Raw genomic sequence first — 25,000 nt, forward strand, 5'->3', positions numbered from 1 at the left:
TCACCCAAAGGCAAACAGTCTGTTATCATCTCCCTTAAACACACCAAGCCTCACTCCAGCATCTATAAAGCCGTGTGCATAGTTTAATGCTGCAAAGGCTGTTACGTAATCTCCCTTTTCATAGTAGTATTTTGCATCCTGGAAGTAGCTCCTGGCCATTGTTAAAAAGTCTTTCGCGACTACATAAAGATGACTTCTCTCATCTACTACAATTTCGAGCTTCTTTAGAGCCTCTTCAGTTATTCTGAAGTATTTTTCAAGCTTCTCTTTTGTGATAATGTTAACAACCTCCATGGACAAAAATTGCAAAATGAGAATGGTTAATAACTTTTGCTCACAAATATCCCATATATGGTGAAACTGATAACAAGAGAAGAGGCATTTAAAAGGGCTGAGAGGATTAAAAGAGAAAATGAACTCCTCTACAATACCCCATTTGAAATTATACACACAATGGTGCCCCTAGAAGCTCTAATACCAACACAAAAAGAGCTAAATAGGAGAAAGTTCGAGATCGTTTTTGAAAAAGTTATCCATGGGTACGATGCACCGTTGATAATTCTTGAGTATAATGAAAAGTTATACATACTTGATGGCCACCATCGAGCTTATGTGATGAAAATTCTTGGATTCAAATATGCCGAAGCCCTGATACTCAAACCCCTTAAAGACGTTGAAATTAAAATTGCAAAATCTGTAGAAAAGCAGGGTTTAAGAAAAATCGAAGATATGAAGGTTGTTAATTACTAATTATTCACAAAAAGCAAGATAGGGAAGAACAAGATCAACACAAAATAATAATTAAACCGAAAAGCTTATAAAATATATTACAGCCAACAAAAATCGGGTCATGGGCCGGTAGCTTAGCCTGGTTAGAGCGGCGGACTCTTAATCCGCAGGTCGGGGGTTCAAATCCCCCCCGGCCCGCCAGTTCTTCTTATGAGGGAGCGTCAATGAAAGTTAGGTTTCTTCCCTCAAAGGGAGTTTTAATAGGAAAAGCCCTGATAATTGCTGACACTCATATAGGATTTGAAGAGAGTATGATAAAAGAAGGAGCATACATCCCCAAGCTTCTTAGAGAGATGATAGCATCTATTGTAGATCTTATAAAAACAACAAATGCCAAAACCCTCGTAATAAATGGAGATCTAAAGCACTCCTTCACTCCTGAAAGACGAGAATTCATAGAACTGTCAACATTCTTTGAAAGCATATCCTCCTACCTTGAAGAGATAGTCTTAGTGAGGGGCAATCACGATACTGGGATATCATGGATAAAAAGGTTTGAAGTTGAGATAGTGGATAGGATAACTGTTCATGGATGGGACGTATTTCATGGACACTTAAAGCTTGATTACAACAAAGCAATAATTGGGCATGAGCATCCATCTATAAGGCTTAGAGACGAAGTTGGAGCTACATTAAAGGTCCCCATATTTCTAAAAGCCAAAGACCTAATAGTCCTACCCGCCTTCAGTCCTTGGGCTTATGGAAATGATTTGACTATTAATGAGCCAATTTCTCCAGTTCTAAAAGAAAGAAATCTTGACAATTTTGAAATCTTAATTCCCGTAGACGATGAGATATTGAATTTTGGAAGGTTCAGAGACTTAATTGAAGCAATAAGAAAGCTATCAGGTAATCCCTAAAGAAAAAATCCTCACTTTTTTCTAATTTTTAGGCAATACTTTTAGGGTGCCTCACTTATACAACACCGAAAAGTTTTTAAGTTGGGGTTGGGGAGGTTATTTCGGCACGGCGGCCATAGCGGGGGGGCTACACCCGGTCTCATTTCGAACCCGGAAGTTAAGCCCCCCAGCGATCCCGGTTGTACTGCCCTCCGAGAGGGGGCGGGAAGCCGGGGACGCCGCCGGCCACTCAAACTTTTTTGAAATTAACAATATTAGAGAACAGACGTTCTTAATCTTCAACAATACTACAAATGACACCTAATTCTCGACAAGTTAATCTCCTAAGGGTATGCTTTTAGAAGAAAAGTTATCAAAATTAAAATTGGAAGTGAATCTAAGGGGTGGGTTCATGTTACTATCAGAAATTAAGGAAAAAGCCCTTGAACTTGTAGACAACCTCAAACTAGTTGATTTTGGCTTTGCTCTGCCATATACATGGGTTCTAGTCCAAGGACCGAAGGGAAAAGCACTTGGAGTTGCAATGACTCTGCCTGAAGAAATTCAACGATACACAAACTCAATAAGCGAACCATCCCTGGAGAAATTCATAGAGAAAGCTGACAGTCTAAACGTGATCGAGCGCACCCTCGGTCTTGCTGCTATCAACGCAGTTTCCCAGTACCACATAGATCTTAGCAATGCTGAGTGGGTCGATGTCCTTGAGCTTCTTCCAGAAACTTCTGGAAAAGTTGCTTTAATTGGCAATATGCCTCCTCTTACTAAAGAACTCAGAGAAAGAGGTTATGATGTTTATGTCTTTGAGCGAAACGCCAAGCTCTGGGATAGAGACACCTATAGCGATGCTCTCGAGTATAACCTCCTTCCAGAAATGGACGCAGTAATAGCAAGTGCAACATGTCTTGTAAATGGGACAATAGACATGCTCCTCGATAGAGCAAAGAACGCCAAGATCTTCGTTTTGACGGGCCCCACTGGCCAGCTACTACCAGAATTTCTGAAGGGAACGAGAGTAACTCATCTAGCCTCTATGAAAGTTGTTGATATTAAAAAGGCCTTATTAGGGCTTAAACTCGGTTCTTTCAAGGGTTTTGAGAAAGGAAACAGAAAATATGTTTTAAAAGTTGTGTGATAAATAAACACCACAAGCTCTCTTCCCAAACGAAACATTGAAAATCTGGACAAAATGTCCAAATTTCTTCCCGAAACCTTTAGTTTTGTAAAGTTTTTTATAGGTAAAATACCCATATAAACAACAGGTGGAGCAGGAATGACTTTCGATAAAGAGAAATTAAAAAAGATTAGAGAGGAAGAAAAGAGATGGGAGGAAACTACTGTCACAAAGTTCTTACAAAAAGCCCCAGAAAGAAAGGAAAAGTTCATGACAGATGACGGCTTTGAAATAAAGAGGATATACACCCCAGCTGATCTCGGAGAAGACTGGGACTATATGGAAAAGCTCGGCTTCCCAGGTGAGTATCCCTTCACGAGAGGAGTTTATGCAACGATGTACAGAGGAAGATTCTGGACAATGAGACAATACGCTGGATATGCTACTGCAGAAGAATCAAATAAGAGGTACAAGTACCTCTTAAGCCAGGGACAAACGGGTCTAAGTGTAGCCTTTGACCTCCCAACGCAACTAGGATACGACAGCGACCATCCTCTCGCGGAGGGAGAGGTTGGAAAGGTTGGTGTTGCTATAGATTCCCTCTGGGACATGGAAATCCTGTTCGACGGAATCCCGCTAGATAAGGTATCAACCTCAATGACGATAAACTCTACCGCCGCAAACCTTCTAGCAATGTATATCCTGGTTGCCGAGAAGCAGGGAGTACCTCAAGAGGTTTTGAGAGGAACAGTGCAGAATGACATCCTCAAAGAATACATCGCCAGGGGAACCTACATATTCCCACCACAACCCTCCATGAGGTTGACCACAGATATAATAATGTACTGTGCAGAGAACGTCCCCAAGTGGAACCCAATAAGCATAAGCGGTTACCACATCCGTGAAGCAGGAGCAAATGCCGTTCAAGAGGTTGCATTTACGTTAGCAGATGGGATTGAATACGTAAAAGCTGTAATAGAGAGAGGAATGGACGTGGATAAGTTTGCACCAAGACTAAGCTTCTTCTTTGCAGCCCACAACAACTTCCTAGAGGAGATCGCAAAGTTTAGGGCTGCAAGAAGGCTCTGGGCTTATATAATGAAGGAGTGGTTTAATGCAAAGAATCCAAGATCCATGATGCTAAGGTTCCACACTCAGACAGCAGGATCAACCTTAACGGCCCAACAACCAGAAAATAACATTATTAGAGTTGCAATTCAGGCATTGGCCGCTGTTCTCGGTGGAACTCAATCACTTCACACCAATAGTTATGATGAAGCTCTAAGTCTGCCTACCGAAAAGAGCGTTAGGATTGCCCTTAGAACTCAGCAGATAATAGCATATGAAAGCGGAGTTGCTGACACAGTTGATCCACTTGGAGGCGCCTACTATATAGAGTGGCTCACTGACCACATTTATGAAGAGGCGTTGAAGTACATCGAGAAGATTCAGAAGATGGGTGGAATGATGAGGGCAATTGAAAGGGGATACATTCAAAAGGAAATTGCAGAAGCCGCTTACAAGTATCAGAAAGAAATCGAAGAGGGGAAGAGAATAATAGTTGGAGTTAACAAATTCGTTACAGATGAACCAATTGAAGTTGAAATACTTAAGGTAGATCCAAGCATCAGAGAGAAACAAATTGAAAGGCTGAAGAAACTGAGAAGCGAGAGAGATAACAAGAAAGTCGAAGAAGCTTTAGACAAGCTTAGGAACGCTGCAGAGAAGGATGATGTGAACTTAATGCCATACATAATAGAGGCACACAGACACCTTGCAACTCTCCAAGAGGTTACAGATGTTCTCAGAGAGGTGTGGGGAGAGTACCGTGCACCATTGATATTCTGATCAGACTTCTTTATCTTGAATTTTATAATTTTGGTTGATTTTATATATTTTTGTAATTTCAGAAATTGTCATTTTTTGTAAATTAGTATTTAATTTTTATAAAACTGCTGTCTTTTATCCAAATGTATGCCCACTTTTTGGCATATTTTTTCAAAAAACATAGGGAACCAACCGAAAAATATTTTAACAAGATATGTTTTATGTTGAAAGAATACATCAGCATATGCGGGGGATTTAATATGGAGGAAATTGTTGTGAGGCTTAGGGATAAACTCACTAAAGAGATGCTCTGGATGTACATTCTGAAACTGCTAAAAGAAAGACCAATGTATGCGTATGAAATCAGGGGGCAGTTAAAACGGAGATTCGGCTTTGAACCAGCAACAGTTAGTTCATATGTGGTCTTATATAAACTTGAGGAAGCTGGTTATGTGACTTCAGAGTGGCACGAAAGTGAGAGTGGGAGGCCTTCGAGAAAATACTATAAACTTACAGAGAAGGGGGAAAAGCTGTTTGAAGAGGGGATAAAGACAATAGAGAACGTACTCGAAATGCTTAGAGAGTGATCAGCGGCCTCCTCCTCTAGGCTCTCTAGCTTTTGGCCTGAGTCTCTTGTAACCACACTTTCTGCATTTCTTTGCTCCCCATGGGTTAGTGGCACCACACCTAAGACAGACGTACTTCTTGAAAATCCTCGCCTCGGCCTCTGGAAACCTCGCCATTTTTATTCCCCCGCCTAAACTTATGAATGTGTTTTTTAAACTTTATTGTCAAACTATATATAGGGGGAGAAACAAGCCTTATACCATGAGAAAAGAAACAATTGTAGGGGTGTTATTCACGCTTGGAGTTAGCTTAACAATACTCTTTAGGGATTACATATTCCTTGTGCTTCCATCTTTTGGTATTCCAATTGCACTTGCCTATATAGAAAGGAAGAAGAATATTCTGTCTCATTCTAAACTTTTTGATAAGGATACTCTCTTAATTATAGGAGCTATAGTGGGGGTAACGATTTTATTTAACTACATAGCCGATCCAAGGCTCGGCCTTCTTCTCTTAGGTATTATAGCTCCAGTAGCCGTAGCGATGAATTCTTAATAATTATAGCAACATTAGAATGTCAAAAACCTTTGAAGGATTTCCAGTTTTTTTGTACTCTCTCAATGCAGACTTGAGGAGACCCTTAAAATCTTCTGAAATATTGAAAGTGGTAACTACTCTCCTAGAGATAATATTCTCGGCAAGAAAGAGCATGGCAATGGCAGATGTTAAATTCTTTACCCTTCTCTGTGTGCTAGCTTTTTCAAAATCTATTATCCAAACATCCCTTCCTATCAAAATGTGCTTGCCCCCTTGAATCTGGCCATGATCTATACCAAGTTTATCAAGCGCATATGTTTTTCCAGCTATCCTAATTATGTGCCATTTCCTAATCTCCTTAAGATCCTTTAACAGCGTTCCCTCAAGGTACTCCCTAACGAGAACCTCTCTATTATCTATAACCGTATAAAGAACGATATCCCCTGTAATTCCTCTATCTTTAAGCAACTTCAATATCTCTGCCTCTCTCCATAATGTCTTCCTGGGAGAATCCGGTCTTTGGAACTTAACAATTACCTTTTTTCCCTCGTACTCGCCAAGAAAAATAAAGCTAGTAGTTCCTTTACTCAAGAATTCAAGGACAGAAACACCAAAAGGTGACAATTTATCATTAAGGATTCTTATTTCATCCTTAACAATTTCTTGGAACATATACATCCCCAGGGGCAAATCATTTTTATAGCTATAAAACTATAGTGGGAATGGTGAGAAATATGGAGTATGAAGAAGCCTTTAAAGAAGTTTATGAGATGGTAAAGCCAAAGTACAAGCTTTTTACAGCCGGTCCAGTAGCATGTTTCCCCGAAGTTCTTGAGATAATGAAAGTTCAGATGTTTAGCCACAGATCAAAGGAGTATAGAAAAGTTCACGTTGATACAGTTGAGAGGCTTAGGGACTTCCTAGAAGTCAAAAAGGGAGAAGTACTCCTGGTTCCAAGTTCTGGAACTGGAATAATGGAAGCAAGCATAAGAAATGGCGTCAGCAAAGGTGGAAAGGTTCTGGTAACAATCATTGGGGCATTTGGGAAGAGATACAAGGAGGTTGTAGAAACCAATGGTAGAAAAGCAATAGTCTTGGAATACGAGCCAGGAAAAGCTGTTAAGCCTGAGGACTTGGACGATGCACTTAAGAAGAATCCAGACGTAGAGGCCGTCACGATAACGTATAATGAAACATCAACCGGTGTCTTGAACCCACTTCCCGAGCTTGCAAAGGTTGCAAAGGAACATGACAAGCTCGTTTTCGTTGATGCTGTCTCGGCAATGGGTGGTGCTGACATAAAGTTTGACAAATGGGAACTTGATGTAGTCTTCTCAAGCTCCCAGAAGGCATTTGGAGTTCCTCCAGGACTAGCAATTGGAGCCTTCAGTGAGAGATTCATTGAAATAGCCGAGAAAATGCCAGAAAGAGGTTGGTACTTTGACATTCCCCTGTACATTAAGTATCTAAAAGAAAAAGAGTCAACTCCCTCAACTCCACCAATGCCTCAGGTGTTTGGCCTAAACGTTGTCTTAAGAATAATTGAGAAGATGGGCGGAAAGGAGAAATGGCTTGAGATGTATGAGAAGAGAGCAAAGATGATCAGAGAAGGAGTAAAGGAGATGGGACTTGGAATCCTCGCCGAAGAGGGCTACGAAAGTCCAACGATTACGGCAGTTCTCACACCAAAAGGAATTAAGGGAGACGAGGTTTACGAAGCAATGAGGAAGAGAGGGTTTGAACTTGCCAAGGGGTATGGAAGCGTCAAAGAAATAACCTTCAGAATAGGACATATGGGTTATATAACATTCGACGACATAAAAGAGATGCTCGACAACTTAAGAGAAGTAATAGAAGAGTTAAAGAAAGAGAAGGGACTAACATAGCTTCTCTAACTTCTTGTTTCCTCTAATTTTGTATATGGCGTTAACCCTTCTATGTCCTGTTTTTACATCCCTATAAAGTTCTATTACCAGTTCAAATTCCTTTAAAAGCTCGTCTGAAATTCTCAACCAGTGGGAAATTTCATCCCACAAATCCCTTGAAAGGACGAGCGATGTGACTATGAATCCATAGTCACCTATTAGTGTCTCTAAAATTCTAGGAACATCAACGGTATGTATTGTGTCAATTATAACATAGTCGGGGTTTATTTTTCTTATCTCGTCAATAACATCTTCAGTTCTACTTTCTAAACTCCTGCCGTCAAACTCAGTATTGATAACATGGATGTTGTCTTTAAATGGCTTAAATTCATTATAGGCAGTTATAACAGCTATCTTCCATTCTTCAGGTATCAAAAATGTCAGGGCTTCAACAAGCTTTGTTTTTCCTGTTCTTGTTCCCCCAACAATCAAGATATCCTCTTTTTTCACAAGACTATCCTTTATGACACTGAGACACTCTTCGGAGACAATTTCATACCTGAGAAGGTCTTCAGGAGTGAAGATGTATATGCCCACATTCAGCCACCTCACATCCCATAAAGAGATTGTAAAATAAAAACTTTTCAAAATCATGAGTAGGTTACATTAGGGGGTTCAACATGGAGAATAAACTACCAAAATTTAGTTCAACAAGAGTAGGAGACAAAACTTCATCCTCTCACACGTTTGGCGTTTCAATCACGTCATCAAACGGCTCAAAGAAGTCTCTGAAGAGTATGGCATTCGGGTTGTTGTGGATGTTGAGGCTTTCACTTCCAAAGCGGGCTTTAATGAAGCTCCTCAAACCTCCCCGTCAATGGTGAGGGGTTAATTCGTTGGAACCCTCGCCCTTCAGGGCGGGGAGGAGGTCAGAGTAGGATGAAAAGGCTTGAGAGAGCAATTATAGGCCCCAGTAGTCACGTGAGTGCACTTTGCCATAGCATAGTTAGGGGGGAGCCCTTTTCAACTTGCTCAGTTGGTTGTATATATTGCTATGCAAGGTGGTATAGAGGTCCTCACGGAGAGGCCAAGCCAATATGGGATGTCATAAAGGTAGTTAAGGCACTTGGTTCCATAAAAAGGGAGAATCTGCTTATACCACCAATAAGGTTCTCCACACTCAGTGATCCATTTCAAGGCAAGGCAAAAGTCACGCTTAAAGCACTTAAGGTAGCCTTCAAGGAAAAGATTCCCGTTATTATTAACACAAAACTTATTCCTGGACAAAAACATATTGATGTCATTGAAAAACTTGCAGATGAGGGCTTGTTAATTTTTCAAATTTCAATTTCAGCAGTAAGAAACGCAAAGGTTTTAGAACCATTTGCACCTTCACCAGAGGAGAGAGTTGAGCTAATAAGGAAGTTATCAGAAATGGGAATCCCAACAATTGTGAGACTTCAACCATTTATTCCGGGAGCAATTCCAAGCATACATGAATTTTTAGAAAGTCTAGCATGGGCAGGGGCCAAAATGGTTATTCTCGAGTTCCTCAGAATAGAACGACAGCTTCTGAACGTATTCAAGAGGATATTTCCAGAGGAAAAGGCATACTCCTTAAAATGGGAGTCATATCTTCCAGGAACTCCAAGTGAAAAAGCCCCAATATTGCAACTCCCTCTGGAGTACAAATATGAGATAGCAAGGGAAATATCAAATACTGCCAAGAAACTTGGAATGGCATTCTCAACATGCAAAGAAGGAATGTTCGATCTCCATCATCCACTAACACTTGATTGTTGTGGCATGGGCTTTTTGGAAGTGGAGTACTCCAGGAGACCAACCTTATGGGACTTATATGTAGAAATTCTTGAAAAAGGAAGTGCTAGAAAAGATGATTTGTGGGAGAGGTGCAAAAGGGAACATCTGCTCTGCAAAGAAAACTTAAATCCATATCCGAGATGGTTTAGAAGGGGTTTTATTGCCCACGAAAAAAGGCTCGAGAGCATTCTAAAAAAGCCCCATATTATAGAGAGAATTGCTCCTGCACTAAAATATGATAAAGAAAGGGGAGAGTACATCAAGCGATAACTCCTTCTTTGAGCTCTCCTTCTGTCTTTGCAACAATTGCGGTTCCAGTGAGATCTCCAGTAACGTTGACCATCGTTCTTCCCATATCAAGAATTGCATCAATTCCAAGTATCATCGCATAAGCTGCTGCAACGTTTGGATCAGTCAGGGGTAGACCAACACTTTCAAGAACCATGGCCAACATTATCGCACCGGCTCCAGGAACTCCAGCAGTTCCAATGGATGCGAGCACTGCTGTTAGAACTATCGTTAGCTGCTGACTAACCGTTAAGCCCATACCAAGGGCATTCGCTATGAAGAACGTACAAACACCTTGATAAAGAGCCGTTCCATCCATGTTTATCGTTGCACCAAGTGGAAGTGTGAAGGAATAAATACCTTCCGAAATCCCCATCTCCTTTGCTACCCTCATGGTTACCGGCAGGGTTCCACTTGAGCTCCTAGTGACGAAAGCTGTGAGCATTGCATCCTTGGCCTTACTGATGAACTTTATTGGATCTATGCCGAATACCTTAAGCAACACGAAATACACGAGGAGTATCTGAAGGGCTAGGCCAACATAAACTGCAACCGTTACCTTGGCTAAATCTCCCACGACCTTGACTCCTTGGCTTGCCATCACGTAGGATATCAAGGCAAAGACACCTATGGGGGCGTACTGCATAACTCCTGCAACTATCTTGTACATGGCCTCTGCAAGACCGTTAATTGCGTTGAGAAGTGTTTCAGCGCTCTTCTTAACTTTCTCATCCTTGCTATTCATGAGATAAGTCAAGGCGATTCCTAGGATTATTGCAAAGAATATCGTTGGCAACACCTTCCCGTTCGCTAGAGCACCAAAGGGATTTGTTGGGATTATGTTGAGTAAGGTCTGAACAAGAGGTGGGGCCTGCTTTGGCTGGAATTCATGACCCCCAACAGCTAGCTGAATCCCTGCACCTGGGTTAAACACTCTGGCCATTATTATTCCTAACGTTACTGCAAAGGCTGAGGTTAGGAGGTAATAAACAACGATCTTAACTCCAACTCTTCCAAGTCTTGCTGGGCTTATGCTTGCAGCACCTACAACGAGTGATGCAAACACTATTGGCATAACAAGCATCTTCAGTAGTCTTACGAACAAGTCACCGAAGGGCTTGATGTATGTTTTTACAGCGTCTGCGTACCCATAGTGGCCTGCAATTAGTCCAAACACTGCACCGAGTATTAGACCGATGAGAATCTTCTGCAGAACTGGGAACTCTAAATATTTTTTAAGGATGCCCATCTATGCACACCTCCGCACAAATGTATATCGAAGCCAGATATCGACCGAAGAAGTTATATAAATTGTTAAACACGAACAGTTAAATATTCGGCATTTGCCTAATAATATTTCGACAAAATTTTTTCAAAATATTCTAGAATTGGAAATCAAAAATTATTAATGGTAACAAAGAATGCACAATTGCATTAAGTTTCAGCTAGCTCACCCACTCATCATCACATCAGAGGGGTAGGCTTCATCATCTCCAATAAAACTAACAAAGAAGAGATAAAAAGATTTAACTTCTCCCCAAAGGCAAAGTTTGAAAAAGGAAAAGGTCAGATACCCTAGGGCTCATCACAGCTCAGGTCTAGCGAACCTCATCATCCTATATGCATATTCTCTAAGCATATTTATTAGGATTGACTCTGGACTTCCTGAATCTTTTTTCTTACTATCTGACTTACGAGCTTTCCGTCTGCTTTTCCTCTCAGCTTAGCCATTGCCCTACCCATTATCAAACCCATTGCTCCCATTCCCTTGGCCTTGATGACATCTATATTCTGCTGGATAACTTCCTCAACTATTTTTTCCACTTCTTCCTTACTAAGCAGGGTGAGACCTTTTTCCTGAGCAACTTGCTCTGCAGTCTTTTCGGGATGAAGAGCAAGCTCCTTGAATATTTCCTCAAAAGCCTCCTTCGCTATCTTGCCCTCAAGGAACAACTTGAAGGCCCCTTTTATGTGCTCGTCAGTAATGTTCTCAATTGGTACTTCCTTCCTTAAACCCTTAAGAACAACCACGAGTATCGAGGCTGCAAGAGAAGGTTTAGCCCCCATTTCTATTAGCTCTTCAAACAGCTCATCCCTCTCATCATCCACTATAGTTTGAGCCATGCTCCTGTCTATTTTGAACTCTTTGACATACTTTTCAACCTTTGCTTGAGGAAGCTCGGGTAAGTTTTCCTTTATTTTTCTCTTAAGTTCATCTGGTATCCTTAATGGTGGGATATCAGTCTCTGGATACATTCTAGCCTTCCCTGGAAGGGGTCTCATGTATTGAGTGTTACCGTCTGGTAGCGCTCTCCTTGTTTCCTCAGGTACCCCCATTATTGCCTCCCTTGCCCTTATTATAACTTCTCTGAGTGCATTCTTTGCAGTAGTCTCCTCAGCAGCAACTAGAACGAATGCATCCTCTTCTCCAAGTTTCAGCCTTTCAACAACTTTGTCAACTTCTTCCTGTGTAATTCCATAATTAGGTAATTCATCGATGTGGAATATCCCTGGAACGTACTTTCTTGCTCTGTCTGCAAACTCAGTCCCTAGCCTTCTCCCTGGCTGAATCTCTCTTCCTATTAGTCCTCTAAACTTTGGCAACTTTATCGCTAGAACTTTACCTCCCTTCTTTATTGTTCTGGCTATTATTTTTGATTTCGTGTTCTGGAATATGTCAGTCACATCGTAGAATTCTTCTTTTATGTCCTCGGGCTTAACACCCCTCCTCTTCAACTCGTCCCGGATTTTGAGAAGGTTCAACTGCCTTTGGACTTCTCTCTCAATTATAAGTGGAATCATGTCAAGCTCTTGAACACCCTTTATCTCTATTCTGGCTCCTCCCTTGATTGAAACATTTAAATCTTGCCTTATTGTTCCAAGACCCCTTTTCACTTTCCTTGTTGCTCTCAAAGCATCACCTATAAACTTAGCAACGACTTTGGCCTGTTCCGGATGGTGGATGTCAGGGGTAGTGCTTATCTCTACTAAGGGGATTCCAAGCCTATCTATCCTATACACTACTTCTTTCTCTTTTTTCTCAATGATCCTCGCGGCGTCTTCCTCAAGGCATATAGTTGGTATTCCAACGGTTCCCCAGGGAGTTTCTACCTTCCCATCCGTTGCTATTATGGCAGTTCTCTGAAAGCCTGAAACGTTAGATCCGTCGATGACTATTTTCCTCATATAATAAACTTCATCCACTGGCTTCGCGTTCAACAAATACGCGATCTGCAACGCAACTTCAAGTGCTTCCCTATCAGGGCCTCTTGGAGGCTCCTCGTCCATATAAACGAGGTCACTGAGTTCATTATTCCCTTCATATATGTAAACTCTCCCCTTCTTAAACTCCTCAAGTGCAGCTGGATCTACTTCTCCAAGCTCACTCATAGTTGGTCTCAGCCTTCTCTGAAACGTGAAGTCTACCTTGTCGCTGAGCTCACTTGGAACAGGAGAAAACAACTTTTTAGTGTCCAACTGACGGTGAATTTCAAGCCCAACTTTCAACCCGATTTCCTCATAGTTTATATTTTCCATCTTACATCCCAAAACAATAAGAAAAGTAGAGGGTTAAAATGGATTGCGTTGGATAAAAACCAAACCCTCACTCTGCCCAGGTAAGATACTCGTAGTAGTCTTCGTCCCAGCCCTCTAGTTTCTGCTCCTTAATTTCATCCCTAACTACTACCTCCACCTCAACTCCCTCCTCCAACTCTGCTGTATCAAGTGGCTTGAATACTCCATCCACGTAAACTGCTCTAATTCTCATCTCCCTCACCTCGATTTTACCGAATGTCATTCTGGAACAACACCCTATCTCAGGAAATTCTTAGATAAATATGACAAAAAACCTTATAAATGTTTTGGTATTTTACAACAATAAATCAAATGTTATCGTCAAATGTTATCAAAACTTTAGACAATTGGTCAAATATACAAACAAGTTCAGGGAGAAATACTTGAACACCATTGCAATTAAGAATGTAAAAAGGACAGAAAGGTACATTAGGATTTCAAATTAGATAAGTATTTGGCTTAGTGTAAGGAGTTATCTCACCGGCATAGTTCTTTAGCATCATTTCTCTGACTTCTTTGAGATCTTGAGTATGTCCAAGAACCCACATCAGCTTCACATAAGCAGTTTCAGGTAACATGTCTTCACAGGGTATAACACCAGCTTTAAGAAGCCTTCTTCCCGTGGCATAGACGTTCATGTTAACCCTTCCATATAAACATTGACTCGTCATGCACACCGCAACACCTTCCTCAACGGCCCTCTTTATAGCCGGAATCATGTCATTAGGGGTGTGTCCAAGTCCAGTTCCCTCTATAACTATCCCTTTGTATCCCTTGTCGACGAAGAAGTCTATTATCTCCGAGCTAATCCCAGGGTATATTTTCACGAGAGCTACCTTTTCTTCAAGCTTATCGTCAACCCAAACTTCCCCATCCCCTCTCCTTCTATAATCTTGCCTAAGAAACTCAACTCTACCATTGCTCCATATCTTAGCTATGGGAATGTCATTTATACTCCTAAAGGCATCTCTCCTACTTGTATGCATTTTCCTAACCTTCGTACCCCTATGTGCAAGACAGTACGTATCTCCTGTTTCCCCATGCATGACTACCATCACTTCAGCAACTTCACTTGTCGCCATTTTAACAGCACATATCAAATTCATAGCTGCATCACTACTAGGCCTATCGCTACTCCTTTGGGCACCTACTAGAATTACGGGCTTTGTTAGATCTCGGAGCATGAAACTCAAAGCGGCTGCCGTGTAGCCCATAGTATCTGTTCCATGTGCAACTACAACTCCATAGTCCCCAGAATTTAAGGAGTTTGCAACCTCGTGAGCTATTTTAACCCAGTGCTTGGGCTTCATGTCCTCACTAAAGATATTAAACAAAAGCTTTGGCTTAACGTTGGCTATTTCAAATATTTCTGGAACAGCTTTAGCGAGCTCCTCTGCAGTAAACGCTGGATAGACTGCTCCTGTTTCATAATCTATCCTACTCGCAATTGTTCCTCCAGTGCCCAAAATTGTTACGTTTGGAAGTCCCTCTTTAGGTTCAAGCTCTGCTTTAAAGTGAACCTCAGGTTTGGCCTTGGCTTTTTCAAGAACCTCAATTATCTTTATCTTTTTCAGAGCTATACCAATGTTATACCCATTATCCAGCTTTATAACGATAGTATCTCCTTCAGAGAGCTCATAGGGGGGCATTACGATTCCCCTATACTCAACTTCCTCTCCTTCTTCCTCCTTAATTATCCTGACGTAGTCGCCAATACTGATTCCCTTTTCTCTCATGAACTCCTCAGCTTTCATACTGATCCCCCATGAAGAAAAATGGGGTAAGGATATAAAGGTTTGTAGCCGAGAGGTTATTATGAAATTGTTCGGAGGTTCGTCATTTGCAATCGTTGAGAATGATTCAGCTAGAATATTTATGCACGATACAGAATACTTTTCCATTAAAGTGAGAATTCTAGGAAATGTTCTCGTGAAGAGAAAAAAGGCACTTAGAGGAAATTTATATAGGGAAACAATAGTAGTTGCTAACCCAACAAAAAGCAAAGTTCAATACGAGGCAAACCTCTATGTGAAACCAAAATTTAGAGATATCTTCGAGGTCAGAGGAATTCACCCCAGTATTGATAGAATTCCTGAAGCCTCAAGAGGTACATTTAAGTATAGAGGAATTGACGGTATAGTAAGGGAATTTTCCATAAGTATAAGAAAAGGAAAGGGGGAGCTATCCCCATACTCCTGGGAAAAGATAGTCGTTGAAGGAGAGATCAAAAATATCTTTAATCACATCCCACACTCTCCTAGAATTTTCGCAAAGGGATTGTGGGGTCTTTTAGAAAAGGCCTTGCAAGATATAAGGGCCCTAAGTGTTCTTATAAACTCTAATCCAATTTTATTCGCTGGAATCCCTGACTTTTTCTGTGTTTTTGGTAGAGACTCTATAATATCCTCTCTGTTTCTCCTCCCTTATACCCCAGAATATGCCAAAGGGACTCTCAAGGTTCTCGCTAGTCTTCAAGGTAAAAACTTTAACAGCCATACTCTCGAAGAACCTGGGAAAATACCCCATGAATATAGGGTTGGAGAGCTTTCACTATCAGGAAAGTTACCGTTCTCCCCCTATTATGGGTCAATTGATGCAACACCTCTCTTTCTAATACTCGCGGAGGAATATCTAAAGTGGACTAATGATGAAGAGACAATAAAAGGGATTGGAAAAAATATAGAAATGGCCTTTGAGTGGGTTCTGGGAAAGCTTAGAGAAGGGTACATATATTATGAGTATTCAAATCCCTTCAGACCTATGAATCAGGGATGGAAAGATTCTGCAAATGGGATTCCGGACGAAAATGGGATACCAGTGAAACCTCCAATAGCCCTCGTTGAGGTGCAAGGATATGCGTATGCAGCTCTGGTCAACTCGTACATTTTTGAGGATATAGTGGACGTTGACACAAAGAAACTCATAAATGAGGGGAAAAAGCTCAAAAAAAGGTTCAATAAGGATTTCATTGCTAGGAAGAAGAAATTTTATAAACTTGCTAAAAACTCCAGCGTGCTTGCATCTAACCAAGGGCACCTACTGGTTAGTGGAATAGCGGACTATCCTAACATTATAGTAGACTCTTTATTTTCAGAAAACATCATGACTAGATGGGGAATCAGGACGCTAGCAGAGTATGAAAATGCATACGATCCGTTTAGCTATCACAATGGTAGCATATGGCCTCATGATAACGCCATAATAGCCCTTGGCCTTCAAAAAAGTGGATTTCATGAAGAGGCAGAAGAACTTAGCTTGAGAGTTCTCTCGGCTCTTAGGGAGCTTAACTCAATACCTGAACTTTATGCAGGTCTAGATTCCGAACTTCCTTTTGAAATCAAAAGAGCTAACAACCCACAGGCATGGAGTGCTACGTCAATATTCGCTTTTATCACGGCCTCTCTCGGAATTAGTCCCAATGAGATCGAAGAAGAGAAAACACTACTTCCGGATTTTAAGGTTTATCCAGTTTATATTGGAGGGAAAAAGATAAAGGTTGAGGTAAAGAATGGGGAAATTTTCACTTCAAGAATTCCCTAACATCTAAGGGATCCGTTAAATCTACTGGTTGTATTCCCCAAATTTTTGCCACAAACTTAATTTCCTCCGTAAAGTCTCCTGGAACGAGTGATAGGTGATTTGCTCCCATGACTTGGATGAAATCCTGTGCATCTAATGGGTTTTTGATTGCCGTATGAGGCCACTGCTTTCCCCACTTGAGCTTTTTCTCAAGTTCTTCAGTTATTTCTACGCCCTCAGCCAAGAAATACAGGAGGTAATACTCCCCGTTTCTTCTTATGAGCCTAGCAACCGTGAACTCTGCAGGAGGTGTTCTGTAAGTTAAGGCCCCTCCACTCTTTCCTTGGCACTGGCCCTGGATAGTGACTCTTCTTAAGTTCTCCTCCGGATCATCACTAAGCGCAGCATAATAAAGGGACGATGCTCCACAGTTTGCTATTATAACCACATCATCATCAACATATTTTATATCCCCGAACAATGGAGGTTTTCCGCTTAGGTAGTAGAGAAGGGAAGAAGAGATAGTCCCTTTTATGTCCCCTTCACATGTAGCTGGAACTACGGGCTTTTTCCCGAATGCATCCATATTAAACGGGAAGAATGCAGGAATTAAACAGGCAGTAACACCATAAATTTCACTAAGCTCTGGTTGGCACTTTATAGATAAGCCAATCACTTTGTCTTTGTATCTCTCCCACACTCTCTTAGCCCCAAGGTACAATCTTATTTGCTTCCTAAGTGACTCCTTTGTAAGCATGGTATCATCAAACTTTACTTCGGCTTTTTCAAGAAGCCAGGAATAAAATCTATCCACTTCCTCCTCTGAGGTCGCCTCCCCTTCTTTAATGATCACATACTGATCAAGCATTATGAAGTCTCCAACAAATCTCTTAAGCATTGGAAGATCATCCATGAGATGCTCCATTCCGAGGGTATAAGTTCCTCCCAGCAATAGTAGAGATCCCTCAGAAATCCTTTTAACTGCTTCGGCTGCTCTAACCCATGCCTTCACCAGCTCAACATCCCCTATGACCCTTGAATGCCTAATTGCATAGTTATTGACTGCTGATTCCCAAAGTGAAGCTCCTACAGAAGTAACACAAGTTGCACCAGCCCATGCAGGGTCTCCATCTGTATATAAGAGCACAGGAACGTTTGCTTTCCTTAAGAAGTAGGTAACGAGGTTGCTCTCTGTCCAGTGCCACAAGCCGATGACAACACCACTGAGGCCTATTTTTTTCACAAGCCTCCCAGCCCTTATCGCCTCATCAACAGAGTGTATTCCAAATATCTCCTCTCCATACTTTCCCAACTCAGCATTTATGTCAACAACTTCAAATTCATTCTTTAATTCATCAATTAAATAATTATGCTTTTGTTTAATTGCTTCCTCTCTTTCTTTGGAAAGCGCGGTAGGCCGTGGATCCGTAAATGTTACGACCCCAATCATTTTCCCACCTCCTATATTAGGGTAAGCTTCAATTTTGTACTTTCATAATCTTCTAGAACAGCAAACATCCCTCCTATCTTAAAAACCCCATTTTCTGTCTCTAAATCAAAGTTATCTATCCCCTCCTCAACTGCGAGAGTATATCCAACGACTCTACCATGAAGCTCTTTAGTTTCGCCTGTTTTTAAGTTCTTACCAATTATGCTTGCGATAATCTCTCTGCTTGAAATATACCTTCTTATTAAGTCAACTGCATGGAAATTTGCAAAGAACCTTATTTCTTTTTCATTCTTTATGACCTCTAGAACTAATGGAGAATCCCTAAAAGCCTCCCGAATAAAGCTATATTGGGCAAATATTATTTCCGGAAAAGTAGCTTTAAATGCAGGAGGATTTTTTTCATTGAACCCTATGTTCTGAATATTTATAACTTCGTTTCCATCAAACATCCCAATCAAGTGATTAAGCTTTCTGAACTTACGCACAAAGACGTTTCCTTCAATTTTCATATCCCCAACTACCTCAGGATTCTCTGTGTATATAGAGAGAGTTACTCCTCTCTTCAACGCACCCTCAAGAGATTTTTTAAACTCTTCCAGAAACTTTGCAGGGAGAATAAGGATAACTTCGTATTCCGAGTTTGAAATTGATGATCGTATCATTTCAAATGCGATTTCAATATCATTTGTCCTCCAAATTCCATGCCTTTCAACTTTCTCTATTTTTGCCCTTGTTAGTTCCTTTTCGAGTTCCTCTTTTATTTTGTCAATCTCTTTTTTTAGGTTTAGGAATGCTATTGATGGAGGATAAGCAACGTAGACTTTCGGATTACCTTCGATTTCACTCACAAATTTCCTAGATTTTAGGGATGCTATTGTGTCATATATTCTATTATATGGGACACCACTTCTCTCAGAGATTTCCCTGGCCGTGCTGGGACCACTTATAAGAAGTGTCCAGTAAACAAGAACTTCATACTTTGTAAATCCTATCCTTGTTAACATCCCAATAATTTTATCCTGCGTCTCCATAGCTTTAGCACCTCTACCTTTATTTGAGCTTAGGGTAAATAATTATTTTGAGGGAAACAAAGATGATAACGGCATTTGGAGAGGTGCTCATAGACTTTATAGCAACTGAAGAGGGCGAGCTAAAAAGAGTCAAAACTTTTGAAAAACATCCAGGAGGCGCTCCGGCTAATGTTGCTGTGGGTGTGAGGAGATTAGGGGTAAACTCAGCACTAATCAGCAAAGTTGGAAATGACCCTTTTGGGGATTTCCTTTTAGAAAAATTAAGAGCAGAAGGAGTCAATACAGAAGGTGTTGTCGTTGATAAGGAGAAGCATACAGGAGTAGTCTTCGTTCAGCTTAAAGGGGCAAAACCATCCTTCATTCTATACGATGGCGTCGCATACTTTAACTTAACTCCAAAAGACATCAACTGGGAGATACTGAACGCTTCTCATATAGTTCACTTTGGCTCAGTCTTGCTTGCAAGAAGGCCTAGCAGGGAAACCACCATAGAAGTTATGGAAAGGATCCAAGGGTATTCACTGATAAGCTTTGACGTGAATTTAAGGCCTGATCTGTGGAAGGGCCAAGAAGAAAAACTCGCAGACACATTAAGGGCAGTTATTGAACTCGTTGATATACTGAAAATGAGTGATGAAGAAGAAAAAATTTTGAGGGAAATGGGAATTGAGGCAGAGGGAAAGTTGATAACAGCAATAACACTTGGAAAAGAAGGGTGTATTTTGAAAAGTAGAGAAGATGAAGTCAAAGTTCCAGGATATCCAGTAAAGCCAGTAGACACTACTGGAGCAGGGGATGCATTCACAGCGGCTCTACTAGTTGGAGTATTAGCTTTTAGGGAGTACCTAACATGGGCAACTCTTGAAAAGATTGGAAAATTCTCAAACCTTATCGCCGGGCTCTCAACCCTTAAGAGGGGTGCATGGAGTGTTCCTAAGAGAGAAGAAATTGAAAAGTATAGAGAAGCCAGGGAAATCCTTAAACTACTCAAGTTTTAAAATAGCAAACTCTCCAAACCTCATTATCTCTTTGAACCCCCTCTTCAAGTAGTACTCGTAAGCTTTAAGATTTGGAAAAGTCACCACATGTGGAACTTTTCCAATCTTTCTCAACCTCTCTATAGCAATTGTCAATAACTTTCCACCAATTCCTTTGCCTCTGTACTTTTCATCTACCATAAAGAATTCTATAAGCCCAACAGCTTCGCTCTCCTTAAGGTCATCTGGTATCCACCATATGTTCTTTCCCTTCAGATTGTAAACAAGCGCTACTGTCCCAACAATATTTTCCTTATCCTTTACTATGTACAGTTCGTCAAACTCCTCTCCAAGCCTAAATTTAAGGAAGGGCCTATACACCCGACTAAATCCTTCAAAATCATCTACACTTGGCTTTCTATCGACCCATTCAAGAGCCGGATACTTTCCGTTAGTGCTCTGATATATTCTAAACACAAATCTCATAAGTTCAGACTCAAGCTTCTCTGGCTCATCAACTTTTAATATTTCCATTCCATCGCCTCCCATAGAAGTTGTGATGAACTTTCCACCATTCAAACACCTCTTCTCCATGGGGAGGCTTTTTCTCACCTGGAAATCCAATTGCAATTATAAATGGAACCCTTAGATGAGAGGGGATACCTAAGATTTTTCTGACATACTCTTCGGAATCTTCTCCCTCAAAGGTCTTTCTTTTCATAATTTGTATCCACACGCTTCCTAGGCCTAGAGCAAACGTAGCAAGATGAATATGTTCCGCCACTATGGAAGCATCTTCGAGCCAGACATCACTCTTTCTTTCATCTGCGATTATTGCTATTGCTAAAGAAGCTCCAGCTAAAGGTTCGACCCCAGGTTTAGCTTTTGACAACTGTTTAAGTATCCTCTTATCATCTATAACTATAAACTCCCATGGTCTCCTATTGTGAGAACTCGGTGATAAGAATGCCGCCTTCAAAATAAGTCCAACTACTTCCTTTGGAATCTTTTCACGTTTAAAATTTCTAATGCTTCTCCTTTTTCTTAGGACTTCGAAGAACTCCATACAAAATGTAATGAAAATTAAAGAGCTAAAAATGTTAAGCTCTAACTACATTGTTCCAACTCATGCTTTTCTCGATAAGTTCCTCCAAAGTTATGTCCCTCTCTTCAATTTTCCTGCCTTTCAACTTTTCGGCAATTTGCTCTGCAGATATTTTTGAATCATCGAAAATTACTTTTGCAATTTTCGCATAGGGATTTATGAACACCCTGTATATTGAATCTTCCTTTGAGAGTTCATACTGAATGACCATTGCTTCCTCTGGGGTTAGAGCTATCTCAAACTTGCCCTCTTTCATTCCAATCACCTTGCAAAGTAGTTTTCTATCTCGATGTAGGTCTTCCTGTAAAGCTCGCTTCTCTTCATTTTTTCAACGAACTCCTTGGTTCTCACATACTTGTCCTTCATGTAGTCCCAGTCTGGATGTAGCTTCTTCCATTCTTCCCAGGAATAGCTGAACTGCCTCTGCACCTTATCCCTGTATATTTCTGGGATAACGTTAAAGGTACAGAAGGGCACTATTCTACCATCGGGCATTGCATAATGGATAACACACCTCTCAACTCTCTCGACGTCGTAGTTATACTCATCCATGAAGTGCATCATTCCAAGGAAGAGTGTTCTCGTATGGAACTTACCAAGGGCGTCGTAGTTACCATACATAAAGGCATTTTTTATCAAACCAAGTACATCCAAGCCCTTTGGAGCATTTTTCTCATCATAGAATTGCTTAAACTTCAAGAATACTGTTTCTCCTATGGCCTTTAACTTTGCAAGTCCTTTAAATCTTGCTTTTTCTATTTCGTCTGCTTTCTCGAGTAAAAACTCAACGAACCCCTCAACGTCGAGGAATCTTGGAATTGGGATTACTTTCTTTTCTTCTTTATCTAAGAATACATAAGTAGCCGCCCCACACGCGAAATGACTTGTCATGTAGTATTTACTTCCTGTAAACACTTCAAAGAACCTAGCAATGTGTCCGGCTATCGGAATTGGATACCAGTCTTCCTTTGCTATGGCACCGTTGGTTTGCTCCTCGATTTTCTTTATTGCCCCTGCAATAGTTATCCTGAACCTCTGCCTCTCCTTTTTTGGAACTCTTCCAACTAAGGAGATCGGCTGGAAGTTTACTCCCCTGACTATATCGAGGTGATTGAGACCAAAGTTTATTATGGCTCCAGCTTCATGATCGTTAACGTTTCTTATAAGCGTTGGAACAAGAACAATTCCCGGACCTCCCGCTTTCCTGACGTTTTCGAAGATCAGAGGAATTTCCCAATGGTTCTTCCAGTTTGTCTGGGGAGTCATGCCATCATAACTTAAGTAGAGAGTATTAACTCCAGCCTCCCTTATCTTCTTTACAAGTTCCGGCTCGAATGCGAGTCTTATTCCATCGGTATTTAGCTGTACATGATCATACCCTTCTTCTTTAGCGATTTTTATTATCTCTATTAGATCATCCCTGAGCGTTGGCTCCCCTCCTGTGAATTGAACTGCATTTGCCCCTATTGGATGCTCCTTCTTTGCATTCCTCAGCATCATTCTAATTTGCTCTAGGGTGGGCTCGTATATTGGCTCTCCTTCCCTTGCATAGAAGAAACAGTACCAACAGTTAAGATTGCACCTATTGGTAAGGACTATGTTCAAAAGGCTTGTATGTGACCTATGCCTAGCACAAAGGCCACAATCGAAGGGACAATTGATACCTGTGTTTTCAACATTTACTGAGAAGAGCTTTTTCTCTTCAAACTTCCATCTTGAAAATCTGTAATATAGATCAACATCTTCATAATACAGGTCAGTTATCATGCCCTCTGGACACTTCTTCGTTATCCATACCATACCATCTTTTTCCCATACTACGGCAGGAACTACTCTTCTACTTTCGGGGCATAGTGAATACGTTCTATGAGGAAGGGGAGAGCCATATCCTCTACTCGCAGTTCTTAGCATTTTTTCAAACTCTTCTTCAGAAATTTCGGGAAATTCTATAATTTCCCGCATTTTTTTGGTTAGAGTTTCGAATTCTTTTTCACCACTAGGTACCTCTCCCACGTTTTCAGCCATAACACCACCTGCCGATTTTTCTTGTTATAAGTATAAAAAGTTTTGCGTAAATATGAAGATACACATTCATAGGTGTGCAAAATTCTATTATCGAACACTCTTCCAAGTTTTGGTCATTAATGTCTTCAACTTTTGGTTGTAAACTTTGAGGTTCGGGGCAAACATTTATAAAAGTTTGTTCTAAACCAATGGTGTATTTAGTGGAAAAAAATTTCATACGAAACTAGTTTTGGAGGGTCCAAAATGGCTGAGGCCAGCCGAATTAGCAAGTTCCTTTATACGTTCATAGTCCTCTTCATTATATGGCTTTTCTTAACGGCAAGCGTTGATCCTCAGGAACTAACAATTGGTCTCGTATTCTCGTTCATAGTGGCACTGCTTACCCACGACATCTTCACCACTAGGGGCCTTGCTAATCTCCATCCAAGAAGAGTTGCATACTTCATAGCCTACATCCCATACTTTCTATGGGCTATGCTAATGGCAAATTTAGATGTCGCTTACAGAGTTCTACACCCCAAGAGACCAATAAATCCGGGAATAGTAGAATGCAAGACAGAACTTAAAAATGAAGTTGGAAAACTGGCCCTAGCAAATTCCATAACTCTTACCCCAGGAACAATAACGCTAGATGTGGATGGAGACAGGTACTTCATTCACTGGATAGATGTTAAGGATGCCTCCGTAGAAGGAGCATCTGAGAACATAACGAGACCTTTTGAAAAGTTCCTGAAGGTGATTTTCGAATGATAGGAATTAACATTTATCTCCTAATCATAGCGATAGCAACCTTACTTAGTATGTACAGAGTTTTCAGGGGACCAACAACCGTCGATAGGCTTGTTGCTGTAGATATTATGACAACAATCACAGTAGGACTAATGGTTCTCTTTGCCCTATACTATAAGAGGGCAATATTCTTGGATGTTGCACTTGTATACGCAATACTATCCTTTGCGGGAGTCATAGCATTTGCGAGATACTTGGAGGGAGGCCTATGAGTGCCTTAGCAGGAATTGGAGAGTTCTTGGTATTATTTGGAACGGTATTCTACTTTCTCTCAACATTAGGTCTCATTAGAATGCCTGATGTCTATAACAGAATGCAAACAGCAACCAAAAGTGCAACCCTCGGGTCACTTGGAGTTATCATCGGAACAGGTATTTGGGCAATTGGAGAGGGATTGAGTATAGCCTGGCTGACCAAGACCCTAATAATAGCGGTATTTCTCCTACTTACTAATCCAATAAGCGCCCATGCACTCATTAGGGGAGCTTACAAGTCAGGAATACCTCTCTGGGAAGGAAGCGTTGTTGATAAGTACAAAGAGCATCTTGAAAAGAAGTCCCAGGAAGGTGGTGAGGAATGAACTGTATAGCTTGTATTGAATACATAATAGTAGCCCTCATGATAATTTCAGCAATACTGTCAGTGGAGTGGAGAGACTTACTTGCGGCCGCAGTTGGAATGGCCGCAGTGAGCTTGTTTGCATCAATACTGTTCTTCTTCCTTCAAGCTCCAGACGTGGCTATGACAGAAGCCGCTATAGGGGCAGCTCTCAGCGGAGCAGTGTTCATCTTTGCAATTAAGAGATCCTATAGGTATGAAACTGAAGAAGAGGAGAAGCCTGGCTGGTGGGTGAGGTGGTGAGT

General features: G+C 41.0%; 28 protein-coding genes, 1 tRNA gene, 1 rRNA gene, 1 other RNA gene and 1 pseudogene. 17 read left to right on the forward strand and 15 right to left on the reverse strand.

Translation table 11 applies throughout. From position 1 onward, the window contains the following. Positions 1 to 294 (reverse strand): DUF357 domain-containing protein, encoded by a 294-nt coding sequence (locus PY04_RS06650; protein WP_014734370.1) that lies wholly within the window; start codon positions 292 to 294, stop codon positions 1 to 3. 57 nt (positions 295 to 351) lie between these two features. On the opposite strand from PY04_RS06650, the gene PY04_RS06655 reads away from it, so the two are divergent. The 7 genes from PY04_RS06655 (at position 352) to PY04_RS06685 (ending at position 5,174) form a co-directional block, all read left to right on the forward strand. Then, positions 352 to 750, forward strand: a complete 399-nt coding sequence (locus PY04_RS06655) for a ParB N-terminal domain-containing protein (RefSeq protein ID WP_048056071.1) — start codon at positions 352 to 354, stop codon at positions 748 to 750. A 102-nt stretch (positions 751 to 852) separates the two neighbouring features. Then, positions 853 to 930 (forward strand) — tRNA-Lys (locus PY04_RS06660). Between the two features lie 23 nt (positions 931 to 953). Beyond that, entirely contained in the window at positions 954 to 1,649 is a 696-nt protein-coding gene (locus tag PY04_RS06665) for a metallophosphoesterase (RefSeq protein ID WP_014734372.1), read from the forward strand. A gap of 105 nt (positions 1,650 to 1,754) precedes the next feature. Beyond that, positions 1,755 to 1,876 (forward strand): 5S ribosomal RNA (gene rrf / locus PY04_RS06670). A 164-nt stretch (positions 1,877 to 2,040) separates the two neighbouring features. Beyond that, positions 2,041 to 2,781, forward strand: coding sequence for a Rossmann-like domain-containing protein (locus PY04_RS06675; protein WP_014734373.1), 741 nt, complete (start codon positions 2,041 to 2,043; stop codon positions 2,779 to 2,781). A gap of 138 nt (positions 2,782 to 2,919) precedes the next feature. Beyond that, complete coding sequence (locus PY04_RS06680; RefSeq protein ID WP_014734374.1) at positions 2,920 to 4,608, forward strand: methylmalonyl-CoA mutase; 1,689 nt, start codon at positions 2,920 to 2,922, stop codon at positions 4,606 to 4,608. A 239-nt stretch (positions 4,609 to 4,847) separates the two neighbouring features. Further along, positions 4,848 to 5,174: a PadR family transcriptional regulator gene (locus tag PY04_RS06685; protein WP_014734375.1), complete on the forward strand. Its 327-nt coding sequence runs from the start codon at positions 4,848 to 4,850 to the stop codon at positions 5,172 to 5,174. Here the strand turns inward: PY04_RS06685 and PY04_RS06690 are convergent, their stop codons facing one another. Continuing rightward, on the reverse strand, positions 5,175 to 5,330 hold the full coding sequence (locus PY04_RS06690) for a 50S ribosomal protein L40e (protein WP_014734376.1): 156 nt from the start codon (positions 5,328 to 5,330) through the stop codon (positions 5,175 to 5,177). It lies immediately after the preceding gene. Between the two features lie 85 nt (positions 5,331 to 5,415). Between PY04_RS06690 and PY04_RS06695 the strand changes: the two genes are divergently transcribed. Further along, entirely contained in the window at positions 5,416 to 5,709 is a 294-nt protein-coding gene (locus PY04_RS06695; protein ID WP_014734377.1) for a hypothetical protein, read from the forward strand. Positions 5,710 to 5,712: 3 nt separating this feature from the next. Here PY04_RS06695 and PY04_RS06700 read toward each other — a convergent pair whose 3' ends face one another. Continuing rightward, positions 5,713 to 6,363 (reverse strand): serine/threonine protein kinase, encoded by a 651-nt coding sequence (locus tag PY04_RS06700; RefSeq protein WP_014734378.1) that lies wholly within the window; start codon positions 6,361 to 6,363, stop codon positions 5,713 to 5,715. A gap of 62 nt (positions 6,364 to 6,425) precedes the next feature. Between PY04_RS06700 and PY04_RS06705 the strand changes: the two genes are divergently transcribed. Further along, complete coding sequence (locus PY04_RS06705) at positions 6,426 to 7,577, forward strand: alanine--glyoxylate aminotransferase family protein (RefSeq protein WP_014734379.1); 1,152 nt, start codon at positions 6,426 to 6,428, stop codon at positions 7,575 to 7,577. Here PY04_RS06705 and PY04_RS06710 read toward each other — a convergent pair. Next, positions 7,569 to 8,153, reverse strand: coding sequence for an ATP-binding protein (locus PY04_RS06710; protein ID WP_048056072.1), 585 nt, complete (start codon positions 8,151 to 8,153; stop codon positions 7,569 to 7,571). The genes PY04_RS06705 and PY04_RS06710 overlap by 9 nt on opposite strands. A gap of 112 nt (positions 8,154 to 8,265) precedes the next feature. Between PY04_RS06710 and PY04_RS09785 the strand changes: the two are divergent. Then, positions 8,266 to 8,397 (forward strand): annotated as a pseudogene (locus PY04_RS09785) (RNA-guided endonuclease TnpB family protein); the annotation flags it as partial. Positions 8,398 to 8,495: 98 nt separating this feature from the next. Beyond that, a complete protein-coding gene (locus PY04_RS06720) occupies positions 8,496 to 9,647 on the forward strand; it encodes a radical SAM protein (protein ID WP_014734381.1) in 1,152 nt (383 codons plus the stop codon). Here PY04_RS06720 and PY04_RS06725 read toward each other — a convergent pair. From PY04_RS06725 to gatD, 5 genes are all read right to left on the reverse strand, one after another. Beyond that, positions 9,637 to 10,914 (reverse strand): dicarboxylate/amino acid:cation symporter, encoded by a 1,278-nt coding sequence (locus tag PY04_RS06725; protein ID WP_014734382.1) that lies wholly within the window; start codon positions 10,912 to 10,914, stop codon positions 9,637 to 9,639. The genes PY04_RS06720 and PY04_RS06725 overlap by 11 nt on opposite strands. Positions 10,915 to 11,228: 314 nt before the next feature. Further along, an RNA gene (locus PY04_RS09510) (C/D box small nucleolar RNA) lies at positions 11,229 to 11,283 on the reverse strand. A gap of 26 nt (positions 11,284 to 11,309) precedes the next feature. Continuing rightward, the gene (gene gatE, locus PY04_RS06730) at positions 11,310 to 13,202 is read right to left on the reverse strand and encodes a Glu-tRNA(Gln) amidotransferase subunit GatE (protein ID WP_014734383.1); all 1,893 of its coding nucleotides are present in this window, start codon (positions 13,200 to 13,202) and stop codon (positions 11,310 to 11,312) included. A 67-nt stretch (positions 13,203 to 13,269) separates the two neighbouring features. Then, positions 13,270 to 13,434: an antitoxin AF2212-like protein gene (locus tag PY04_RS06735; protein WP_148266023.1), complete on the reverse strand. Its 165-nt coding sequence runs from the start codon at positions 13,432 to 13,434 to the stop codon at positions 13,270 to 13,272. Between the two features lie 244 nt (positions 13,435 to 13,678). Continuing rightward, complete coding sequence (gatD, locus tag PY04_RS06740) at positions 13,679 to 14,995, reverse strand: Glu-tRNA(Gln) amidotransferase subunit GatD (protein WP_048056075.1); 1,317 nt, start codon at positions 14,993 to 14,995, stop codon at positions 13,679 to 13,681. 61 nt (positions 14,996 to 15,056) lie between these two features. Between gatD and PY04_RS06745 the strand changes: the two genes are divergently transcribed. Then, complete coding sequence (locus PY04_RS06745) at positions 15,057 to 16,781, forward strand: glycogen debranching N-terminal domain-containing protein (RefSeq protein ID WP_014734385.1); 1,725 nt, start codon at positions 15,057 to 15,059, stop codon at positions 16,779 to 16,781. Here PY04_RS06745 and PY04_RS06750 read toward each other — a convergent pair. After that, on the reverse strand, positions 16,762 to 18,210 hold the full coding sequence (locus tag PY04_RS06750) for an L-fucose/L-arabinose isomerase family protein (RefSeq protein WP_014734386.1): 1,449 nt from the start codon (positions 18,208 to 18,210) through the stop codon (positions 16,762 to 16,764). The genes PY04_RS06745 and PY04_RS06750 overlap by 20 nt on opposite strands. 11 nt (positions 18,211 to 18,221) lie before the next feature. Then, positions 18,222 to 19,241 (reverse strand): TrmB family transcriptional regulator, encoded by a 1,020-nt coding sequence (locus tag PY04_RS06755; protein WP_014734387.1) that lies wholly within the window; start codon positions 19,239 to 19,241, stop codon positions 18,222 to 18,224. A 62-nt stretch (positions 19,242 to 19,303) separates the two neighbouring features. On the opposite strand from PY04_RS06755, the gene PY04_RS06760 reads away from it, so the two are divergent. Then, on the forward strand, positions 19,304 to 20,239 hold the full coding sequence (locus PY04_RS06760; protein ID WP_014734388.1) for a carbohydrate kinase: 936 nt from the start codon (positions 19,304 to 19,306) through the stop codon (positions 20,237 to 20,239). Here the strand turns inward: PY04_RS06760 and PY04_RS06765 are convergent. The 4 genes from PY04_RS06765 to tes are packed head-to-tail and all read right to left on the reverse strand — an operon-like array spanning position 20,225 to position 23,348. Next, on the reverse strand, positions 20,225 to 20,752 hold the full coding sequence (locus PY04_RS06765; protein WP_014734389.1) for a GNAT family N-acetyltransferase: 528 nt from the start codon (positions 20,750 to 20,752) through the stop codon (positions 20,225 to 20,227). The genes PY04_RS06760 and PY04_RS06765 overlap by 15 nt on opposite strands. Beyond that, positions 20,733 to 21,284 (reverse strand): nitroreductase family protein, encoded by a 552-nt coding sequence (locus PY04_RS06770; protein ID WP_014734390.1) that lies wholly within the window; start codon positions 21,282 to 21,284, stop codon positions 20,733 to 20,735. The genes PY04_RS06765 and PY04_RS06770 overlap by 20 nt, the downstream gene beginning before the upstream one ends. 34 nt (positions 21,285 to 21,318) lie before the next feature. Continuing rightward, the gene (locus PY04_RS06775) at positions 21,319 to 21,579 is read right to left on the reverse strand and encodes a DUF3213 domain-containing protein (protein WP_014734391.1); all 261 of its coding nucleotides are present in this window, start codon (positions 21,577 to 21,579) and stop codon (positions 21,319 to 21,321) included. 5 nt (positions 21,580 to 21,584) lie between these two features. Continuing rightward, the gene (tes, locus tag PY04_RS06780) at positions 21,585 to 23,348 is read right to left on the reverse strand and encodes a tetraether lipid synthase Tes (protein WP_014734392.1); all 1,764 of its coding nucleotides are present in this window, start codon (positions 23,346 to 23,348) and stop codon (positions 21,585 to 21,587) included. A 243-nt stretch (positions 23,349 to 23,591) separates the two neighbouring features. Between tes and PY04_RS06785 the strand changes: the two genes are divergently transcribed. The 4 genes from PY04_RS06785 to PY04_RS06800 are packed head-to-tail and all read left to right on the forward strand — an operon-like array spanning position 23,592 to position 24,998. Then, positions 23,592 to 24,098, forward strand: a complete 507-nt coding sequence (locus PY04_RS06785; protein ID WP_014734393.1) for a Na+/H+ antiporter subunit E — start codon at positions 23,592 to 23,594, stop codon at positions 24,096 to 24,098. Further along, on the forward strand, positions 24,095 to 24,349 hold the full coding sequence (locus PY04_RS06790; RefSeq protein WP_014734394.1) for a monovalent cation/H+ antiporter complex subunit F: 255 nt from the start codon (positions 24,095 to 24,097) through the stop codon (positions 24,347 to 24,349). Before PY04_RS06785 ends, PY04_RS06790 begins: the two co-directional genes overlap by 4 nt. After that, positions 24,346 to 24,717 (forward strand): monovalent cation/H(+) antiporter subunit G, encoded by a 372-nt coding sequence (gene mnhG, locus PY04_RS06795; RefSeq protein ID WP_014734395.1) that lies wholly within the window; start codon positions 24,346 to 24,348, stop codon positions 24,715 to 24,717. The genes PY04_RS06790 and mnhG overlap by 4 nt, the downstream gene beginning before the upstream one ends. Further along, complete coding sequence (locus PY04_RS06800) at positions 24,714 to 24,998, forward strand: DUF4040 domain-containing protein (RefSeq protein WP_014734396.1); 285 nt, start codon at positions 24,714 to 24,716, stop codon at positions 24,996 to 24,998. Before mnhG ends, PY04_RS06800 begins: the two co-directional genes overlap by 4 nt. Positions 24,999 to 25,000 lie beyond the last annotated feature (2 nt).

Origin of the sequence: Pyrococcus sp. ST04, from assembly GCF_000263735.1 — an archaeon.
GTDB lineage: Archaea > Methanobacteriota_B > Thermococci > Thermococcales > Thermococcaceae > Pyrococcus.

Excerpts from the sequence above, each read along its gene's own strand:
- PY04_RS06760 (WP_014734388.1), top strand. The coding sequence starts at position 19,304 with ATGATAACGGCATTTGGAGAGGTGCTCATAGACTTTATAGCAACTGAA.
- PY04_RS06765 (WP_014734389.1), bottom strand. The coding sequence starts at position 20,752 with ATGGAAATATTAAAAGTTGATGAGCCAGAGAAGCTTGAGTCTGAACTT.
- PY04_RS06700 (WP_014734378.1), bottom strand. The coding sequence starts at position 6,363 with ATGTTCCAAGAAATTGTTAAGGATGAAATAAGAATCCTTAATGATAAA.
- tes (WP_014734392.1), bottom strand. The coding sequence starts at position 23,348 with ATGGCTGAAAACGTGGGAGAGGTACCTAGTGGTGAAAAAGAATTCGAA.
- PY04_RS06735 (WP_148266023.1), bottom strand. The coding sequence starts at position 13,434 with ATGAGAATTAGAGCAGTTTACGTGGATGGAGTATTCAAGCCACTTGAT.
- PY04_RS06745 (WP_014734385.1), top strand. The coding sequence starts at position 15,057 with ATGAAATTGTTCGGAGGTTCGTCATTTGCAATCGTTGAGAATGATTCA.
- gatD (WP_048056075.1), bottom strand. The coding sequence starts at position 14,995 with ATGAAAGCTGAGGAGTTCATGAGAGAAAAGGGAATCAGTATTGGCGAC.
- PY04_RS06705 (WP_014734379.1), top strand. The coding sequence starts at position 6,426 with ATGGAGTATGAAGAAGCCTTTAAAGAAGTTTATGAGATGGTAAAGCCA.
- PY04_RS06775 (WP_014734391.1), bottom strand. The coding sequence starts at position 21,579 with ATGAAAGAGGGCAAGTTTGAGATAGCTCTAACCCCAGAGGAAGCAATG.
- PY04_RS06680 (WP_014734374.1), top strand. The coding sequence starts at position 2,920 with ATGACTTTCGATAAAGAGAAATTAAAAAAGATTAGAGAGGAAGAAAAG.
- PY04_RS06665 (WP_014734372.1), top strand. The coding sequence starts at position 954 with ATGAAAGTTAGGTTTCTTCCCTCAAAGGGAGTTTTAATAGGAAAAGCC.
- PY04_RS06770 (WP_014734390.1), bottom strand. The coding sequence starts at position 21,284 with ATGGAGTTCTTCGAAGTCCTAAGAAAAAGGAGAAGCATTAGAAATTTT.
- PY04_RS06690 (WP_014734376.1), bottom strand. The coding sequence starts at position 5,330 with ATGGCGAGGTTTCCAGAGGCCGAGGCGAGGATTTTCAAGAAGTACGTC.
- PY04_RS06720 (WP_014734381.1), top strand. The coding sequence starts at position 8,496 with ATGAAAAGGCTTGAGAGAGCAATTATAGGCCCCAGTAGTCACGTGAGT.
- PY04_RS06695 (WP_014734377.1), top strand. The coding sequence starts at position 5,416 with ATGAGAAAAGAAACAATTGTAGGGGTGTTATTCACGCTTGGAGTTAGC.
- PY04_RS06755 (WP_014734387.1), bottom strand. The coding sequence starts at position 19,241 with ATGGAGACGCAGGATAAAATTATTGGGATGTTAACAAGGATAGGATTT.
- PY04_RS06675 (WP_014734373.1), top strand. The coding sequence starts at position 2,041 with ATGTTACTATCAGAAATTAAGGAAAAAGCCCTTGAACTTGTAGACAAC.
- PY04_RS06790 (WP_014734394.1), top strand. The coding sequence starts at position 24,095 with ATGATAGGAATTAACATTTATCTCCTAATCATAGCGATAGCAACCTTA.
- PY04_RS06650 (WP_014734370.1), bottom strand. The coding sequence starts at position 294 with ATGGAGGTTGTTAACATTATCACAAAAGAGAAGCTTGAAAAATACTTC.
- mnhG (WP_014734395.1), top strand. The coding sequence starts at position 24,346 with ATGAGTGCCTTAGCAGGAATTGGAGAGTTCTTGGTATTATTTGGAACG.
- PY04_RS06750 (WP_014734386.1), bottom strand. The coding sequence starts at position 18,210 with ATGATTGGGGTCGTAACATTTACGGATCCACGGCCTACCGCGCTTTCC.
- PY04_RS06785 (WP_014734393.1), top strand. The coding sequence starts at position 23,592 with ATGGCTGAGGCCAGCCGAATTAGCAAGTTCCTTTATACGTTCATAGTC.
- PY04_RS06655 (WP_048056071.1), top strand. The coding sequence starts at position 352 with ATGGTGAAACTGATAACAAGAGAAGAGGCATTTAAAAGGGCTGAGAGG.
- PY04_RS06800 (WP_014734396.1), top strand. The coding sequence starts at position 24,714 with ATGAACTGTATAGCTTGTATTGAATACATAATAGTAGCCCTCATGATA.
- PY04_RS06685 (WP_014734375.1), top strand. The coding sequence starts at position 4,848 with ATGGAGGAAATTGTTGTGAGGCTTAGGGATAAACTCACTAAAGAGATG.
- gatE (WP_014734383.1), bottom strand. The coding sequence starts at position 13,202 with ATGGAAAATATAAACTATGAGGAAATCGGGTTGAAAGTTGGGCTTGAA.
- PY04_RS06725 (WP_014734382.1), bottom strand. The coding sequence starts at position 10,914 with ATGGGCATCCTTAAAAAATATTTAGAGTTCCCAGTTCTGCAGAAGATT.